General features: G+C 26.7%; 14 protein-coding genes. 1 reads left to right on the top strand and 13 read right to left on the bottom strand.

Annotated elements, in window-relative coordinates:
- The first annotated feature begins 52 nt into the window (after nucleotides 1-52).
- Nucleotides 53-1,192: a PucR family transcriptional regulator gene (locus AACH12_RS06070; RefSeq protein ID WP_338537168.1), complete on the top strand. Its 1,140-nt coding sequence runs from the start codon at nucleotides 53-55 to the stop codon at nucleotides 1,190-1,192.
- Nucleotides 1,193-1,261: 69 nt separating this feature from the next.
- Here the strand turns inward: AACH12_RS06070 and trpA are convergent, their stop codons facing one another.
- From trpA to dhaL, 13 genes are all read right to left on the bottom strand, one after another.
- Entirely contained in the window at nucleotides 1,262-2,053 is a 792-nt protein-coding gene (trpA, locus tag AACH12_RS06065) for a tryptophan synthase subunit alpha (protein WP_338537167.1), read from the bottom strand.
- Nucleotides 2,043-3,242, bottom strand: a complete 1,200-nt coding sequence (gene trpB, locus AACH12_RS06060; protein ID WP_338537166.1) for a tryptophan synthase subunit beta — start codon at nucleotides 3,240-3,242, stop codon at nucleotides 2,043-2,045. The genes trpA and trpB overlap by 11 nt, the downstream gene beginning before the upstream one ends.
- Nucleotides 3,235-3,825 (bottom strand): phosphoribosylanthranilate isomerase, encoded by a 591-nt coding sequence (locus AACH12_RS06055; protein ID WP_463671012.1) that lies wholly within the window; start codon nucleotides 3,823-3,825, stop codon nucleotides 3,235-3,237. Before AACH12_RS06055 ends, trpB begins: the two co-directional genes overlap by 8 nt.
- Before the next feature lie 37 nt (nucleotides 3,826-3,862).
- Nucleotides 3,863-4,624: an indole-3-glycerol phosphate synthase TrpC gene (gene trpC / locus AACH12_RS06050; RefSeq protein WP_338537165.1), complete on the bottom strand. Its 762-nt coding sequence runs from the start codon at nucleotides 4,622-4,624 to the stop codon at nucleotides 3,863-3,865.
- A gap of 9 nt (nucleotides 4,625-4,633) precedes the next feature.
- Nucleotides 4,634-5,647, bottom strand: a complete 1,014-nt coding sequence (gene trpD, locus AACH12_RS06045; protein ID WP_338537164.1) for an anthranilate phosphoribosyltransferase — start codon at nucleotides 5,645-5,647, stop codon at nucleotides 4,634-4,636.
- Entirely contained in the window at nucleotides 5,644-6,222 is a 579-nt protein-coding gene (locus AACH12_RS06040) for an anthranilate synthase component II (RefSeq protein ID WP_338537163.1), read from the bottom strand. Before AACH12_RS06040 ends, trpD begins: the two co-directional genes overlap by 4 nt.
- Nucleotides 6,223-6,234: 12 nt before the next feature.
- Entirely contained in the window at nucleotides 6,235-7,704 is a 1,470-nt protein-coding gene (locus AACH12_RS06035) for an anthranilate synthase component I family protein (RefSeq protein WP_338537162.1), read from the bottom strand.
- Between the two features lie 433 nt (nucleotides 7,705-8,137).
- Nucleotides 8,138-8,668, bottom strand: coding sequence for a hypothetical protein (locus AACH12_RS06030; RefSeq protein ID WP_338537161.1), 531 nt, complete (start codon nucleotides 8,666-8,668; stop codon nucleotides 8,138-8,140).
- A 106-nt stretch (nucleotides 8,669-8,774) separates the two neighbouring features.
- Nucleotides 8,775-9,941, bottom strand: a complete 1,167-nt coding sequence (locus tag AACH12_RS06025) for an alanyl-tRNA editing protein (RefSeq protein WP_338537160.1) — start codon at nucleotides 9,939-9,941, stop codon at nucleotides 8,775-8,777.
- An 88-nt stretch (nucleotides 9,942-10,029) separates the two neighbouring features.
- Complete coding sequence (locus AACH12_RS06020; protein WP_338537159.1) at nucleotides 10,030-11,220, bottom strand: class I SAM-dependent rRNA methyltransferase; 1,191 nt, start codon at nucleotides 11,218-11,220, stop codon at nucleotides 10,030-10,032.
- A gap of 238 nt (nucleotides 11,221-11,458) precedes the next feature.
- The gene (locus AACH12_RS06015; protein WP_338537158.1) at nucleotides 11,459-12,394 is read right to left on the bottom strand and encodes an alpha/beta fold hydrolase; all 936 of its coding nucleotides are present in this window, start codon (nucleotides 12,392-12,394) and stop codon (nucleotides 11,459-11,461) included.
- Nucleotides 12,395-12,405: 11 nt separating this feature from the next.
- On the bottom strand, nucleotides 12,406-13,464 hold the full coding sequence (locus AACH12_RS06010; protein ID WP_338537157.1) for an endonuclease/exonuclease/phosphatase family protein: 1,059 nt from the start codon (nucleotides 13,462-13,464) through the stop codon (nucleotides 12,406-12,408).
- Nucleotides 13,465-13,490: 26 nt separating this feature from the next.
- The gene (gene dhaL, locus AACH12_RS14265) at nucleotides 13,491-14,120 is read right to left on the bottom strand and encodes a dihydroxyacetone kinase subunit DhaL (RefSeq protein ID WP_422388907.1); all 630 of its coding nucleotides are present in this window, start codon (nucleotides 14,118-14,120) and stop codon (nucleotides 13,491-13,493) included.
- Between the last annotated feature and the right edge of the window lie 88 nt (nucleotides 14,121-14,208).

The following is a 14,208-nucleotide window of genomic DNA, read 5'->3' as shown; positions in this document are numbered from 1 at the left end:
TTAAACACTAAAATATAGTAGTATTGTTGTATAAAGTTCAAAAGGAGGATATATGTCAATATCTGTTTACAATGCACTTTTGCTCCCACAATTAAAAAATCTTAAATTAGTTTCTGGAGAAAACGGTCTTAATAAAATAATAGAAAAAATAGGTATACTAGATCATGAAATGATTGAAGGTATTATTGGAAATTTTACAAAAGGTGATTTTGTAATAACTACTTTTACAGCTATCAGAGATGATAAAAGTAAAATTGAAAAGTGTATTAAGGATCTTGCAATATGTGAAATTTCAGCATTAGCAATTAAAAATATATATGTAAAAGAATTATCAAAGAATATTATAGACTTTGCTAACAGACATAAACTGCCTATTCTTTTTTTTGAAGAAAACATTTATTTTGAAGATGTAATCGAAGATTTAATGAGTGGAATGCTTTCAAGAAGCCATATGGAATTAATGGCTTCTAAAATTGATATTCTTTTTAATAATGATCTTAAAAAAAATATAGTTCGGGATCTAGCCTATGAAATTAATAGAAATTTTTATAATGAGCATATTGTTATTTTTTGCAAAGAAAAAAGATACTTAAATGACGAGAGTTTAATAAACACAACTGAACGTTATAGTAGAAGTAGAGCAAAAAGCATTCATCATAGTATAATTAAATATAAAGAAGGTCTAGTAATCATCTTAACATATAAAAAAATAACTAATAAAGATATTGCTATAGACACTTCAAATATTTTTAAATCCCTAAATATAACTGAAAAAACTTTTTATATAGGAAAAAGCACATACGCATTTGAATTAATGTATCTTGATGAAAGCATAAAGGAAAGTATATTTGCATCAAGATCCTGCGAACTTTTAAATGAAAACCCTAAAAATTATGAAGATATAGGTATATATAAATTGCTACTTCCTTATGCCAATGATAAATGGCTACAATCATTTACAAATTCCTTACTAGACCTCATTAAGCGCTACGACGATGGAAAATTTATTAATACAGCAAGAATATTTATTAAAAACAATGGTGATATAAATTTAACTGCGCTAGAAATGTACCAACACAAAAATACTATTAGATATAGAATTAATAAGATGAAAGAACTACTTAGTATAGATTCGGAAAATGAATTTTATGAACAACTTTCTATTGCAATTAAATGTGAAAAATTAATATAAAATATAAATAGTTTATAAAAACAGATTATCTTTATAGATAATCTGTTTTTATTTGCATTTATGATTATATTAATTCCTAAAACAAGCTAAGGATAATTCGTTAATAAATTTCCTAAGTGGTAGTTGACTTTTTAGCCTTTCACATTCATTTATTTTTTTAATTATAGCACTTCCAACTATTAGTCCATTACTATGATTTCTAAATTCTTCAATATGTTTTGCACTCGATATTCCAAAACCAAGTGCTAGTGGTATATCCGCTTCTAACCAAATATCACTTAATGTTTCTTTAACTATATTTACATTCATCTCTGTTTCACCTGTAGTTCCATTTGCAGAGACAACATATAAAAAACCTGATGAATTATCTATAATTTTTTTTGTCCTCTCCTTTGAAGTCGGTGCTAATATAGAAATTAAATTTATTTTATTTTTAGAAAAACTACCTTCTAATATAGACTTTTCTTCCATTGGAAGATCGGGTATTATTACGTTATTTACCCCAAGAGAATTTAATTTGAAAGAAAATTTAACTTCCCCGTAGCTAAGTACAGAATTTAAATATGTCATTATAACAATTGGAATATCAGAAAATTCTTTTATTTTTTCAATTACTTCAAATAAATTTTCGATTTTAAAACCATTATCGAGTGCAATTTTTGATGAATTTTGAATCACCTCACCATCAGCAAGTGGATCAGAATAAGGAACTCCTAGTTCTAAAATATCCGCTCCCGATTCTATAATTAATTTAATATACTCAATATTTTTTTCAATACTTGGAAATCCTGCAGTAATAAAGGGCATAAAAGCTGCTCTGTTTTTATTATTTATAGTCTCAATAATTTTATTAATTTGCATTAGATTCTTCCTCCTTATCAATTACATCAAGTACTGTATATACATCCTTATCTCCTCTTCCAGATAAATTTAAAACTATAATTTTGTCTTCTATTTTATCAATTTTTTTCATCTTATTTAAGTATGCTAAAGCATGTGAACTTTCAAGAGCTGGTATTATTCCCTCAGATTTACAAAGCATTAAAAATCCATCTATCGCTTCTTTATCTGTTATTGACTTGTATTTTGCTCTTTTAATTTCATTTAAATATGCATGCTCTGGTCCAATACCAGGATAATCTAATCCTGCTGATATTGAATGGACTTCTTTAATATGACCATCACTATCTTTAAGCATATAGGTCTTCATACCATGAATTATACCAATTGAACCTTTACTTATTGTAGCAGCATGTTTTTCTGTATTAATACCATGTCCTCCAGCTTCAACCCCTATTAGGTCTACTCCATTATCATCAATAAAGGGATAAAAAAGTCCCATTGAATTAGATCCACCACCAACACATGCAATTAACACATTTGGAAGTTTTCCTTCAACTTTTAAAATTTGATTTTTTACTTCATCACCAATTATTCTTTGAAAATCTCTAACGATAGTTGGATATGGATGCGGTCCAACAACTGAACCTATCACGTAAAAGGTATCATCAACATTCTTAACCCAATTTCTAATAGCTTCATTAGTTGCATCTTTTAATGTTTTAGATCCACTTTTAACTGCTATAACCTTAGCACCAAGTAGCTCCATTCTCTTAACATTAAGATACTGCCTTTTTATATCTTCTTCTCCCATAAATACTTGACACTTCATATTGAATTTAGCACACGCTGTTGCTGTTGCAACTCCATGCTGTCCTGCTCCTGTTTCTGCAATTATTTTTTCTTTACCCATTCTTTTTGCAAGCAATACCTGACCAATCGCATTATTAATTTTATGAGCACCAGTGTGATTTAAATCTTCTCTTTTTAAATATATTTTACCTATTTTTAGTTCTTTTGTAAGATTTTCAGCATAGTATAGTGGAGTCTCTCTTCCGCAGTAATATTTTAAATTATAATCTAGTTCCTTTATAAATTCTTCGCTATTTTTTACTTTATTATACTCATTTTCCAAGTCTATTAGTGCTTTCATAAGCGTTTCAGGTACAAATTGTCCACCAAAACTTCCAAAATAACTTTTTTTATTCATTGCATTCCCTCACTTTTTCAATTAATTTTCTAATTTTATTTTCATCCTTATAACCATCTGTTTCAATTGAACTACTTACATCAACTAAATACGGACTATATTTAGTTATTAGTAAGCCAACATTATCTTCATTAATTCCTCCTGCAATAATATAGTCACTACTTTTCCCTCTTAAATAAGACCAATCAAAACTTTCCCCAGTTCCACCATATTCCTCTAAGCTAAATGAATCAAAAAGAATTCTTTCACAGTTATAGTCATTTGCTTTTACTAAATCTTCTTTTGAACTAACTCTTATAGCCTTCCAAACAGGTAAATTAATTTTTTCTATAAATTCATTATCCTCATCTCCATGAAGCTGGACAATATCTAATTCACAAGTCTTTGATATCTTATTTATTTCATCAGCTGAAGAATTTACAAATACCCCAACTCTTTTTATATTTTTATCTAATAATTTAACTAAACTATATGCTTTATTCATTGAAACTTGCCTTTTACTTTTAGCAAATATAAAACCTATATAATCAGGTTTATACTTATTTACAATCTTAATATCTTCTTCTCTTCTTATACCGCAAATCTTAATTTTTGTTTTAATTTTATTCAGCTCCTTTATATTAAAAATATTGGTCTAAATCAATGCTTCCATTCATAAAACTTTCACCAATTAAAACTCCGTCTACTGAATTTTTTTCTAATTTTATAATATCTTCTAAAGTTTTAACTCCACTCTCGCTAACAAGAAGAATATTTGAATTAATATATTTCTTTAAATTTAAAGTATTATTAATGTCAGTTTCAAAGGTCTTTAGATTTCTATTATTAATTCCAATTATATCTGCCTTTGTTTCAAGTACTAATAACAGTTCTTCCTTTGTATGAACTTCAACTAAAGAATCCATTTTTAAAGTTTTGCATAAATCTATAAATTCATTTAATTTTTCTTTAGTTAATATAGATGCAATAAGTAATATTGCATCAGCTCCATAAACTCTTGACTGATATATTTCTTGTTTTGAAGTTATAAAATCTTTCCTTAAAATAGGTTTATTAGTAATTTTTCTTATATCAGAAATATACTCAATTTTCCCTAAAAAAAAGTCTTCTTCAGTTAAAACTGAAATTGCACTAACTCCTGAATTATGATATTCTTTAGCTTTCTTAATATGATTAAAATTTTTATCAATTATACCAAGTGATGGAGAGGCTCTTTTTATTTCTGCTATTATACTTATTTTTTCTTTTTTTAGAGCATCTTTAAATGAAATAGATGTGTTTCTTGGTTTTATCATTTTCTTATAATACTCAATTGAATATTCTGCCTTATCTTTTAATAATCTTTGTTTTTTTTTATTTACAATTTCATTTAGTATATTCATAAATCCTCCTTAATATTTAGAATAGAATTTCGTTAATTCAACGTATTTTTTGAAGACATCACCATTTTCTAGTGACTTAAGAGCCATATTATATCCTTCCTTTATGCTAGTAGCACTTCCATAAATATATATATATGCACCAGCATTAAGTGCTAAAATATCCTTAACTGCGCCCTCTTCTCCCATAAATACTTTTTTAATTCTCATTGCATTATCTTTTGCACTGAGTCCTAATATTTCTTTTGATTCTACTTTATTTATTCCAAAATCTTTTGGATCAATATAGTAGGTTTTTATTTTATTATCTTTTAATTCACTTATTTTGCTTTTATCTGTTATAGTAATTTCATCAATTCCATCTAAACCATGAACAACCAAAGCACGTTTTGCTCCAAAGTATTTTAATACTTCACAATAAAGCTCAGTATAAGATGGATTAGAAACCCCAACAACTTGATATTTTACATTTGATGGATTAACAAGTGGACCAAGCATATTAAAAATAGTATTAAACCCTAGCTTTTTTCTAACATTCGCTACATTTTTTAAAGTTTTATGATACAAGGGAGCATATAAAAAACTTACTCCATGTTTTATAAACTCTTCTTTTACATCATCTTTATTTGTTGGAATTCTAATTTTTAACTCTTCTAGTACATCCGTACTACCACTTTTACTCGATACCGCTCTATTGCCATGTTTTAATATTTTCACTCCCGCACCTGCTGCAATAATCGTGGCACCGGTCGAAATATTTATTGTGTTTTTTCCGTCTCCTCCTGTACCACATGTGTCAATTATTACATCATCGCTTTTTATTTCAACTTTTTTAGCATTTTCTTTTAAACACTTTACAGCTCCAATTAACTCATCTTTTTTTACTCCCTTTATTTCAAGAGCTGTTAAAAAAGATGAAATTTCAATATCTGATATATTTTTTTTTAAGATATCATTCATTGACTTATACATTTGATCCATTGTTAAATCCTCTAATTTTAGTAGTTTATTTAAGTTATCTCTCATTTTAATCCTCCTTTTATATTTAAAAATGTTCCAATTATATTTTCTGCATTATTACTTAAAAATGATTCTGGATGAAACTGAAGACCAATAGTATTAAAGCTTTTATGACTTATTGCCATAACAAGATTGTCTTCACTTTTTCCTATAACTTCTAAACAGTTTGGAATTGACTTCATATCAGCAACTAATGAATGATACCTAGCGCCTATTAATATTCCATTAACATTTTTAAATATTCCTATTTTCTTATATTTTATTTCACTCGTTTTCCCATGAAACGGTTCAATAAGTCTCATTATATTTCCACCAAATACTTCTACTATAGCTTGATGGCCAAGGCATACTCCAAGGATAGGAATTTTACCACTCATATTTTTAATAACTTCCATAGTAATACCTGCGTCTTTTGGATATTTAGGACCAGGAGAAATAATAATATGACTATAATTTTTGTTTTTTATTTCTTTAAGAGAAATTTTATCATTACGCCGAACTTCAATATTTTTTGTAAATTTACTTATAAGTTGAACTAGATTAAATGTAAATGAATCATAATTATCAATAACTAATACCATGTTTTTGCCTCCTTAATTAACCATTTTTAGTGCAGTAATAATACTCTTAAGTTTATCCTCAGTTTCTATAAATTCTTTTTCTGGTGTAGACTCAGCAACTATTCCAGCTCCTGCTTGCACGAATATTTCTCCGCCTTTTATAAGTGCGCTTCTTATTGCAATACACAAATCCATATTTCCATCAAAACTAAAAAATCCTACTCCACCTGCATAAAAACCTCTTCTATTTTCTTCGAGTTCTTCTATTATTTCCATGGCTCTAATTTTAGGTGCCCCTGACACTGTTCCAGCAGGCATACATGAAGTTAATACATCAATTGAATCCAGTCCATCTTTAAGTTCTCCTTCCACCAAGGAAACAAGATGCATTACATAAGAAAATTTTTCAACATTCATATATTTTTTAAGAGATACTTTTCCAAACTTTGATACTCTTCCAATATCATTACGCGATAAATCTACAAGCATATTATGTTCAGATTTTTCTTTTGAATCATTTAAAAGTTCACTTTCATTATTCTTGTCTTCTAAATCACTTATCCCTCTTTTCCTAGTTCCTGCTATTGGACAAGAATATATTTTGTTTTTTATTTTTTTCGCTAATATTTCTGGTGATGATCCAAGTACTTCATATGTCCCAAAATTTATATAAAACATATAATCTGAAAAATTTACTTTTCTAAGCTTCTTATAAATGTTAAAGCCTTTTTCCTCACATTTAATTACTGCTTTTCTAGAAAGAACAACTTGAAAAATATCACCATTTTTTATATATTCTTTTGCAAGTTTCACATTATCAATAAATTTCGACTTAGAAGTTAAAAATTTAATATTTGAAATATCAATATTATTTATTTTTTCATTCTCTTTTCCATTAAGACTAATATGAGTATTTTCTTTATTTTCACTTTCTAGCTTAATTTTAATTTTGAAATTAGTTTTACATTTTATTTTTCTAATTTCATCTTCAATTTTATCTATTCTCTCATCAATATATTGAACACTATTTTCAACATAAGAGTTTACAATGATATATATGTCGTTCTTAAAATTATCATAGCAAATAACTTCATCATAGAGCATTAAGTCAATTTCAGGAATATCAATATCTTTTTTATTATTAATTTTAATTTCTTCTATATTTTTTATACTGTCATATGAAACAAAACCAATATAACCACCTTTAAACTCAACGTGATCTAATTTCTCTTCGTAGAAATTAAATTCTAAATACTTTCTTAAATTTTCAAATACATTTCCTTCCTTTATTTCACTTTCAAATGGAGACTTATCACTGTATTTATAGTAATTAAGTTCATCATTTTCAGAAACTATTCTTCCAATAGGATTTCTTCCAAAATAAGAAAACTTTCCCTTGTTTCCTTCAAAAATAAAGGATAAATTGTCATGTAGATTCTCATAAATCTCTACTAAAGAGTAATTTTTTCCATTTATTATTTTATAATTTGTTTTTACCTCCATTTGACCCTCCTAGAATTAACATTGTATTTTTATACAAAAAAAACACCTTATCCAATAGGATAAAGTGTCGTTATGCCACCTATTTATTATAAAAAGATACAAAAAAAACACTTTATCCCATAGGATAAAGTGTCGTTATGCCACCTATTTATATTAATGTCTTCAAAAGTACTCATCATAGAATTTATACTTTGTCTCTATAACGGGAGAACCCGACTAACGCTACTAAACTTTCACGCCGCTTCTTATGGAACCATTCACAAAGAATTTCAACGCCAAGTTTCCACCACACTTAGCTCTCTATAGAATCTTTTCAATGCTACTTTTTCCAATCAATGAATTTATTGTTTGAATATTTTTAAATTATATGTATGATAACATTAATTTAATTTTTATGCAAGTATATTTTTAAAAATATTTATTTCCAAAACTATCAATAAATCCTTTTATCAGAATCCTCGATATATTCACTAACATTATTAGCTACTAGAATGTTTCTTATTTCTTCTACATATTCTTCTTTTAATTTTACTTCAACATTATCTACATAAGCGCCACTAAGAGCTTTTTTATCAAAAAATAAATATAATTTTTTTCCTTTATTTTTAGTAATTTTATCAATCTTATAGTCTTTTACTTCATCCCAAAGCATGCATTTTTTATCTGAAACAATTCCTTTATCATAGATAATATTAGCACTTACAAAATATCTATATATATTTATACCTAATGCAGGCAAAAATATAACAATTACTAACCAATGATCCATTTCAGCATCCCTATAAAATAGAAACGTAAGAAGAACCATCGCAAATAAATTAATTATATTTTTATTTTTCTCAATATAAATCAAATTTCCAAATTTTATTTTTGCTTTATTTATATTTAAAATTTTTTTTGCTTCAAAAAAAATAAGTATACAAAGCAAAGAAAGTGCTAAGGCTATAATAACAACATTTCCCATTTTATTCCTCCAAAATATAAGCTTTAATGCAATACTACTACATTCTATCAAAACAATTTATTTTTTTCAACAATTATGGCAATATTTACTTGTAATTATTTTAAAATTAGTTCAATATTTCGTCTGCTTTTTCACAAAACCTTCTTAGATCTTCTTCACTTTCAAATTTGCCTTGTGCTATATTAATGCTACCTCCGCCTTTTCCATTAAAATCTCTAATATTTTCTTTGAAAAATTTACCACAATTATTTGAATCCAGTCCGTCAATCATAAGAATTCGTTTTTCATTTGCGCTTGCAAAAACTGTGAGGCATTTTATTTTCTCATGTACTTTTTTTGATATATATTCAATATCATTAAAATCCATATCATTATATATTTTTATATATTTATTTTTATTTTCATTAAAAAGTGTTTCAACTTCTAGAGAATTAAATCTATTTTTTAATTCTGTATACTTTTGTTTTATAAGCTCATTTTTTTCTTCTTTTTTAGCCATTTTGCTAAGAAGATTTTCAGCTGAACTTGAATACTTTTTACTTAGCTCGCTAATGATATCACTTTTAAGTTTATAGTCTTTTAATGCTCTATTTCCGCACACAAAGTGGATTCTAGTCATATTTTTATTTTTTTCAACTTTTAGAATTTTTATTAGGCCGACTTCCCCTGTTCTTCTTGGGTGACTTCCGCAGCACGCCACTGTGTCGATTCCATCAATACTAACAATTCTAATATCTTTTTCAACTGTAACTTCTTTTCTAACACCATATTTACTTGCTTCATCCTTGGAATTAACGTTATAAATATTAACTAATGCATTTTTATAAATTGCCTCATTAGCTTTTTTTTCAATTTCTTTTAACAAAGTTCCACCAATAGATGGAAGGTCAATATCTATAGTGACTATATCTTTACCCATATGAAATCCTTTATTATGTCCATTAATTTCTTTTAATATTATACCTGAAAGTATATGTTCACCACAGTGTTGCTGCATATTATCTAAACGCCTATTCCAATCAAGTACTAAGTGCACATTATCTTTAATTGGTTTTTTTTCAACTCTATGATAAAGTTTGCCGTTTTTTTCTATTACCTCTAATACTTTTGAATTTTCAATATATCCTATATCAGATGGTTGTCCACCACCAAGTGGAAAGAATATAGATTTATCAAGAACTAAAAATATAGCATTTTTCTCTTCAATAATTTCAGTAATTTTTGCATCTACTTCTTTTAAATACATATCATTTTCATAAAGTTTTATAGTCATTATTTTCATCCTCTCTATATCTATTATATTTACTAAAAGTTCTATAAGACTTACTTTTAATAAGTCTTATAGAACTTTATTATATTTTTTACGAATTTTTTTCAATAAATAAAACCTTTAAATAATTTCCTTCAGGAAATGATTTTAATGTTTTAAAATCTCGTGGTAGTTTGTATTCCTCTAATATTTTATAATTTGATTTGCTCTCTTTAAATGCATCATCTACAAATGTTTTAAATTTTTTCATATCAAAGGCAGCACAATTTGTTGATGCAACTATTACACCACCTTTTTTCGTTATTTTAATTACATCTTTAATCAAATCTTTATAGTCTTTTGCTGCAGAAAATTTTCTTTTTTTAGATTTTGCATAGCTTGGTGGATCAAGTATAACTGTATCAAATTTAAAATTATTTCTTATAGCATAATTAAAATAATCAAATACATCCATTACTACAATATCTTCATTTTCATAATCAATTTCATTTATACTAAATTGTTCAATTGTTTTGGCATAACTTCTATTTGCAAGATCAACACTTGTCGTTTTACTCGCTCCACCAATTGATGCATAAACAGAAAAAGCACCTGTATATGAAAATGTATTAAGGACAGTTTTACCTCTTGAATATGATCTTTTAATTCTATTTCTTACATCTTTTTGATCTAAAAATACTCCAACCATAGCACCTTCATTTAAGTATATAGCGAAATTAACATTATTTTCTTTTATTATAAGAGGAAAGTCAGATTTTTCACCAAGTACAAAACCATCTTCATCTATAAATTTTCCAGAGTTATCAAACCTCTTTTTTTGATAAATTCCCTTCATATTAGTTAATTTTTTAAGTGTATTTATAACATAATCTCTATACTTATATGCACCTTTACTATACCAATTTATAAGATAATATCCATCAAAATAGTCTATTGTAAATCCGCCAATTCCATCGCCTTCACCGTTAAATACTCTAAAGGCATTTGTTATGGAAGAATTATAATAATTTTCTCTAAATTTAATTGCACTAAGTATCTTTTTTTCAAAAAACTTAAAATCAATAATTTCTTTTTCATTTAAGCTAAGTATCCATCCAATACCTTTGTTTTGAATACCATAGTAAGCAAGCGCTATAAATTTATTACGTTCATCTAATAGTTTAATAACGTTGCCTTCTTCTAATACGACTTCTTCAAGCAAAGCTTTTTTTAGAATTAAAGGATATCCTTTTTTATATTTATCAACAAATTTTTTATTTATTTTAACATTTTTGACTTTCATAAATATTTCCTTTTTTATATTATTTGCACTCTAAAATTAGTACATTTGTATTATATCATATATAAGTATCTATTCTAGAGATTACAAGGCTTTTATATAGTTTATTTATAAATTGTATTTCTATATTTTTTTCACTACAAAATATGTAAAAAAAGAAGCCTTTGAAACTAACTATTAATAGTGAGTTCAAAGGCTTTTTAATGTGTTTTTCTATAAAACTTAAGGCATCAAATAAATATTAAATATCAATTGTATTAATCCAATTAAGTAATGTTTCATATACTTCTTGATTATTTATTTCGTTAATTATTTCATGTCTTGCTCCTTCAATAAATTTTAAGCTTAAATCATCTTTATATCCATTAGAAATATATTTGTTAAATACTTTTTTAACGCCAGAAGTTAATTGACCAACTGGATCTTTTTCACCAGAAATAAATAGTATTGGCATATGCTTTGTTTTACATATGTTTTTATCTTTTATTGAAGAAGCAATTCCTTTATAAAATTCAATATAGAATTTACTTGAATACCTATATCCACATAATTCGTCTTTAATATATTTATCAACCTCTCTTTCATCTCTTGAAAGCCAATCACAGTTCGTTCTTGGATTTTCAATTGTTTTATTTAATGATCCTAAAGTTAAATCATCTAAAAATTTACTTCTACTATTTTTCTTTATAATTTTAATTATCTCACCTAATACTATTGCTGATCTGCATGTAAGAGGATTCGCGTAACCCGTTCCACTAAGCACCGCTCCATCAACGCTATTATTATATTTCTGTATATAAGATCTTGTTATAAAAGATCCCATACTATGTCCAAATATTATTATTTTTTTGTTTTCTTCCTTTGAACGAATATATTTATTTACTATCTCAACATCTTCAAGAATATTATCCCAAGTATCTTTTTCATCAAAAATACCAACCTTTTGATTTAAAGTAATACTCTTTCCGTGTTTTCTGTGATCGTGAACATAAACTGCATAATTATTATTAGTTAAGAAATTTGCAAAATCTTCGTATCTATCACCATATTCCGCCATGCCATGCAATATATGAATAACAGCTTTAGATTCACTTTTAGACTGATAGGAAGAAACAAAAATATTGCTTCCTTCTTTTCCTTTTAAATAGACTTTGGTTATTTTCTTTTCCTCTAGCATACCCATCCTCCTTAATTTAGCAAAAACTTCATTAACACTGGGTTATGATCTGAATTTTTAAATTCTAAATCAAGCACTTTTACTTCGTTAATAGTCACATTTGGAGAAACAAGAAATCCATCTATTACGCCAACTTGAGTAACACCTTTTTCATACGGTTTATTTAATAATCTATAAGTTGGAACATTATCATTTATAGCAAATCTCCATCCATCTTCTAACCAATCACTACTTATAACATAAGGTGTATAAAACTCTCCATTTTTATATAAAGGATACTTTTTTATATTTATTGTATCAAATGTTTGATTCCAATCTCCACCTAAAACAATATAATTACCTTTTTCATATTCCTTAATAATAAATTCCTTAATATATTTAAGTTGATTTTTCCTAAGACTTCCATCATCATAAGCTGAAAAATGTACATTTATTAGTAGCAAATCACCTTTTTTATCTTTAACAGGAATTCTTGATATATTAAAACAACGGTCTAGCATAATAGTTTTTTTAGGCCAACTATAATTACCTGGAAATGCATATCTTTTAGCTTCACTAACTTTATATTTACTTAAACTTAATTGTCCTGCTTCTACCTTTCCAAGTGGTGGAAATGGAACTGGTATAAACTTAACATCATAATTAAGTGCAAATGAATAATCAAAATTTGGATATTCATTTACTATTTTTTTTAATTCTTTTACTCCATAACTTCTATTAGAATCAACATCTACTTCTTGTAAAATCAAAAAATCTTTATTATATTTTTTAAGAGAGTCTATTATTCCATCAAGATATTTTTCAACGTCATTTTTATTATCAGGTTTAGACTTTTCCCCATCATCTAAAAAAAATGTTTCCTTTTCTCCTAGCGCTGCATATCCTATATTCCATGTTATTACTGATAAATCTTTACTACTATCTAATTCTAAATTCGTATTATTATTAACATCTAAAGTTTCAATTTCTTTAGGCGAATAATCTGTAATTGTTAAAAATGCAAATAATAATATTACTAAAGCTACTATAGTTGCAATAAAAATACCAATAATTTTTAATATTTTAATCAAATTCTCTCCCCCAGTATGAATGTTTATTAAAATTTATTTGCTATATCAGTAAAAATTATTCCAATTGCCATAGCTCCTGCATCAGGATGAGTCAAGCTACGTTCCCCAAGATAGCTTGCTCTTCCCCTAAGTGCCACCATATCTTTAGTTTTTTCAGCACCCTCTCTTGCTTCTTTCGCACTAATATTCATTGCCTTAGTTATTTCAATTCCTTTTTCAGCGCTTAATTTCAAAGACTCTGTTGCTGGAATAAGTGCATCTAACAAAGTTTTATCACCTTGTTTTGCTTTTCCAATTTTCTGAATTGCATCAACTGAACTCTGCATCAATTCAGAAAATTCAAATAAATTTAACTCTTCTTTTCCCTTAGCATACTTTCCTGCACCTCTGAATGCTGATCCCCATATTGGACCTGAAGCTCCACCACAGTATTCGCTTATTATTAAACTAATATCTTTTAAGAAACTTCCTATATTATCAAAGCAAATTTCATCCCAATTTTTTTCAAGTTCTTTAAACCCTTTTGAAATTGACATTCCAAAATCACCATCGCCTGCTACGGAATCAAGTTCACAAAAATATACTTCATTATCTATTATTACTTTAATCATATTCTTAATTATTTTTTTCATATCTTCAATTTTTATTTTATCCATAGTTTTTAAACTGAAATATTTTCAGTCTTATCCTCCTCTCTAAGTGAATGTTATTTTTAACATTTTAAACTTTCTTATAATAATTAAA

The sequence above is a fragment of the Helicovermis profundi genome (assembly GCF_033097505.1).
Lineage (GTDB): Bacteria > Bacillota > Clostridia > Peptostreptococcales > Acidaminobacteraceae > Helicovermis > Helicovermis profundi.
The sequence above is the reverse complement of the archived record's forward strand: the minus strand, read 5'-3'. Positions and strand labels throughout refer to the sequence as shown.

What these genes read in the sequence shown, in the direction of transcription:
- AACH12_RS06015 (WP_338537158.1), bottom strand. Translation starts at nt 12,394, where the DNA reads ATGCTAGAGGAAAAGAAAATAACCAAAGTCTATTTAAAAGGAAAAGAA.
- AACH12_RS06025 (WP_338537160.1), bottom strand. Translation starts at nt 9,941, where the DNA reads ATGACTATAAAACTTTATGAAAATGATATGTATTTAAAAGAAGTAGAT.
- dhaL (WP_422388907.1), bottom strand. Translation starts at nt 14,120, where the DNA reads ATGGATAAAATAAAAATTGAAGATATGAAAAAAATAATTAAGAATATG.
- AACH12_RS06035 (WP_338537162.1), bottom strand. Translation starts at nt 7,704, where the DNA reads ATGGAGGTAAAAACAAATTATAAAATAATAAATGGAAAAAATTACTCT.
- trpA (WP_338537167.1), bottom strand. Translation starts at nt 2,053, where the DNA reads ATGCAAATTAATAAAATTATTGAGACTATAAATAATAAAAACAGAGCA.
- trpC (WP_338537165.1), bottom strand. Translation starts at nt 4,624, where the DNA reads ATGAATATACTAAATGAAATTGTAAATAAAAAAAAACAAAGATTATTA.
- AACH12_RS06030 (WP_338537161.1), bottom strand. Translation starts at nt 8,668, where the DNA reads ATGGGAAATGTTGTTATTATAGCCTTAGCACTTTCTTTGCTTTGTATA.
- trpD (WP_338537164.1), bottom strand. Translation starts at nt 5,647, where the DNA reads ATGAGAGATAACTTAAATAAACTACTAAAATTAGAGGATTTAACAATG.
- AACH12_RS06040 (WP_338537163.1), bottom strand. Translation starts at nt 6,222, where the DNA reads ATGGTATTAGTTATTGATAATTATGATTCATTTACATTTAATCTAGTT.
- trpB (WP_338537166.1), bottom strand. Translation starts at nt 3,242, where the DNA reads ATGAATAAAAAAAGTTATTTTGGAAGTTTTGGTGGACAATTTGTACCT.
- AACH12_RS06020 (WP_338537159.1), bottom strand. Translation starts at nt 11,220, where the DNA reads ATGAAAGTCAAAAATGTTAAAATAAATAAAAAATTTGTTGATAAATAT.
- AACH12_RS06070 (WP_338537168.1), top strand. Translation starts at nt 53, where the DNA reads ATGTCAATATCTGTTTACAATGCACTTTTGCTCCCACAATTAAAAAAT.